The sequence below is a fragment of the Sphingomonas sp. Sph1(2015) genome (assembly GCF_001970915.1).
In the GTDB taxonomy this organism is placed as follows: domain Bacteria; phylum Pseudomonadota; class Alphaproteobacteria; order Sphingomonadales; family Sphingomonadaceae; genus Sphingomonas; species Sphingomonas parapaucimobilis.
The window spans coordinates 1-2,483 of record NZ_MQUI01000097.1; the positions used below are offsets into that span (position 1 = coordinate 1).

Below are 2,483 nucleotides of genomic sequence, written 5' to 3' on the forward strand. Positions count from 1 at the left end.
AAGTAAGCGTGGTCAGCAGGCCACCTTGCGGTAGCGCCGGTAGCCGGGATGCTTGTCGCCTTTGACGAGGGTGCGAGCGGTGCGGGAAGTTCTCGGTTCTACGACTGGTCATACGAGCACTCGTATGACTGGTCGGATGGAGGTGGTCGGCCGGGTGTCGGGTCGACGGCGATGGTCTGACGCGGAGAAGCTGGAGATCCTGGCCGAGGCGTTCCGGCCGGGGGTGCGGGTTTGCGACGTCATCGCCCGTCGCGAGGTGTCGAGCAGCCTGATCTACACGTGGCGCAAGCAATTGCGTGAAGGCAAGCTGGCGGGCGTCGTGGCTGCGTTGCCGGTATTTGCCGAGGTACAGGTTGTCGCCCCGGTCGCGCCGATACCGCAGCCGGCACCATGTCCACCGGGGTTCATCCATATCGAGCTGCCGGGCGGCGTGCGGGTGAGCGTGGATGCCGCGGTGGATGCAGGCGCGCTGACACGGGTGCTGTCGGTGCTGCGATGAGCCCGGTGCCGCTACCGACGCGGGTGTTCCTGGCGTGCGGGGTGACCGACATGCGCAAGGGGTTCGATGGCCTGGCGGTGCTGGTACAGCAGGTGCTGGCACAGAACCCGCATTCGGGTGCCTTGTTCGTGTTCCGGGGCAAGCGGGGGCATCTGGTCAAGCTGCTGTGGTTCGATGGCCAGGGGCTTTGCCTGTTCTCCAAGCGGCTCGACCGTGGCCGTTTCGTCTGGCCGGTGACGGCGACCGGCACGGTGACACTGACGCCGGCGCAATTGTCGATGCTGCTGGAGGGCATCGACTGGCGCCGGCCGGAACGGACGTTCGCGCCGACGCTGGCGGGATGAAAACGGCGGTTTTGCCCCACTTTCCCTCGCTCCCCGACCTGCAATCTGCTATGGAAACGGGGTGTCGGAAGCGCTTGTTTCCCCTGCTGATGCCACCGCGCGGATCGCCGCGCTGGAAGTTTTGCTCGCCCGGGCCAATGCCGCGCTCGCCGCCCGCGACCTGCTCATCGATACCCTGCGCGGGCAGATCGCCCGCCTGCGGCGGATGCAGTTCGGCGCCTCATCCGAGAAGCTCGGCCGCGAGATCGAGCAGCTCGAACTCGCGCTGGAAGAATTGGAAACGGAGCGTGATGCGCCTGCCCCCGAGGGGACCGACAATGGCGTAGTGGCACGGCCAGTACCCGTCCGCAGTCTACCCGGACATCTGCCGCGCGAGGAGGTCGTCCATGAGCCGGCGTCGGGTGCCTGCACCTGTCTGGACTGCGGTGGTGCGTTGCGTCCGCTCGGCTCGGATGCGCACGAGATGCTCGACATCGTGCCGGTGCGCTGGCGGGTCGTGCGCAACGTCCGCTCCAAATACAGCTGCCGGGTGTGCGAGAAGATCGTCCAGGCTCCCGCACCGGTCAGCGCGATAGCCAAGGGCAAGGCGACCTTCGCGACGCTGGCGCACATCGTCGTCTCGAAGTTCGACCACCATCTGCCGCTCTACCGCCAGGCCGAGATGATGGCGGCGCAAGGGCTCGACATCGACCGCTCGACATTGGCGGGCTGGACCGGACAGGCCGCCGCGCTCCTCGACCCCATCGTCAGCCGCATGCGCGACGAAGTCCTCAAGGCCGACAAGATCCACGCCGACGACACGCCCGTGCCGGTGCTCGACCCCGGCCGGGGCAAGACCGCGACCGGGCGGTTGTGGGTGTATGCGGCCGACGACCAGGCGTCCGGCAGCACGGCGCCGCGTGCGACCTGGTATCGCTTCACGCCAGACCGCACCGCCGCGCACCCGCTGGCCCATCTCGCCGGGTTTCGTGGCTTCCTCCAGGCCGATGCCTATGCCGGCTATGACGGACTCTATCGCAGCGGCGTCACCGAGGTCGCGTGCTGGGCGCATTTCCGACGCAAGGTCTTCGACCTCCACGAGCGGTCGCCCACGCCGCTGACCACCGACATCCTCGAGCGGATCGGCGCGCTCTATGCCGTCGAGGCCGAGGTCCGCGGCCAACCACCCGACGTGCGATGTCGAGCCCGACAGGAGAAAAGTCGGCCCCTGGTCGACGCCTTGCGCGAGTTGCTCGACGCCAGCTTGCGCCGCCTGTCACCGAAGTCCGACATGGCAAGGGCCATCGCCTATGGCACGAAGCGCTGGCCAGCGCTGTCGCGCTTCCTCGACGATGGCCGCCTGGAGATCGACAACAATATCGCGGAGCGTGCGCTGCGCGGTGTCGCGGTCGGACGCCGCAACTGGCTGTTCGCCGGTTCGCGCGCAGGCGGCGAGCGGGCCGCGGCCATCTACACCGTCATCCAGACCTGCAAGGCCAATGGCGTCGACCCGCAGGCCTATATCGCCGACGTCATTGCCAGGGTCGCGGGCGACTGGCCTGCCAGTCGGTGGGACGAACTCATGCCCTGGAACTGGATGCCCCCGGCAGATCAGCCGACCGCACAAGCTGCGTAATCTGCGGCCTCCACGCCGCGCTTAC

3 protein-coding genes are annotated in these 2,483 nt (G+C 67.8%); all 3 read left to right on the plus strand.

Features of this window, described 5'->3' with window-relative positions; genetic code table 11:
* Positions 1–124: 124 nt before the first annotated feature.
* The 3 genes from tnpA (at position 125) to tnpC (ending at position 2,458) form a co-directional block, all read left to right on the plus strand.
* Positions 125–499 (plus strand): IS66-like element accessory protein TnpA, encoded by a 375-nt coding sequence (gene tnpA, locus BSZ14_RS18600; RefSeq protein ID WP_042491525.1) that lies wholly within the window; start codon positions 125–127, stop codon positions 497–499.
* Positions 496–843: an IS66 family insertion sequence element accessory protein TnpB gene (gene tnpB / locus BSZ14_RS18605; RefSeq protein ID WP_076712045.1), complete on the plus strand. Its 348-nt coding sequence runs from the start codon at positions 496–498 to the stop codon at positions 841–843. Before tnpA ends, tnpB begins: the two co-directional genes overlap by 4 nt.
* Before the next feature lie 61 nt (positions 844–904).
* Entirely contained in the window at positions 905–2,458 is a 1,554-nt protein-coding gene (gene tnpC, locus BSZ14_RS18610) for an IS66 family transposase (protein ID WP_076712046.1), read from the plus strand.
* Positions 2,459–2,483 lie beyond the last annotated feature (25 nt).

Coding starts and splice junctions, on each gene's coding strand:
- tnpA (WP_042491525.1), top strand. CDS start 125: ATGACTGGTCGGATGGAGGTGGTCGGCCGGGTGTCGGGTCGACGGCGA.
- tnpB (WP_076712045.1), top strand. CDS start 496: ATGAGCCCGGTGCCGCTACCGACGCGGGTGTTCCTGGCGTGCGGGGTG.